Source organism: Halorubrum sp. SP3 (genome assembly GCF_005435195.1).
Taxonomy (GTDB): domain Archaea; phylum Halobacteriota; class Halobacteria; order Halobacteriales; family Haloferacaceae; genus Halorubrum; species Halorubrum sodomense.
The window spans coordinates 1-279 of sequence record NZ_SGTU01000608.1 but is presented as its reverse complement, the minus strand read 5'-3'; the positions used below and the strand labels follow the sequence as shown (position 1 = coordinate 279).

Annotated in this window: 1 pseudogene; it reads left to right on the top strand. The window is 67.0% G+C overall.

Annotation, left to right across the window (positions count from 1 at the left end):
• Positions 1-279: pseudogene (locus EXE42_RS17735) on the top strand (PGF-CTERM sorting domain-containing protein); the annotation flags it as partial.

The following is a 279-nucleotide window of genomic DNA, read 5'->3' as shown; positions in this document are numbered from 1 at the left end:
ACTACGAGGAGTCGGTCGACTTCGCGGAGACGGACGGGCTCAACGAGTCACAGCTGTCGGCGCTGACCGACCTCACGATGGCCCGGGTCGAACACGTCCGGCAGCGCCCGTTCAAGGAGGACGTGCCGGTCGAGACGGTCACTCGGAGCGAGTACGTCAACGACACGGCGAGCGGCAACGGGTCCGCGGCGTTCCGCCGCTGGAACGACCAGGTGTGGGAGGCGCTGTTCGTCGTCGGCGACGACACGAACGCCAACAGCGAGATCGACTCGGTGTTCG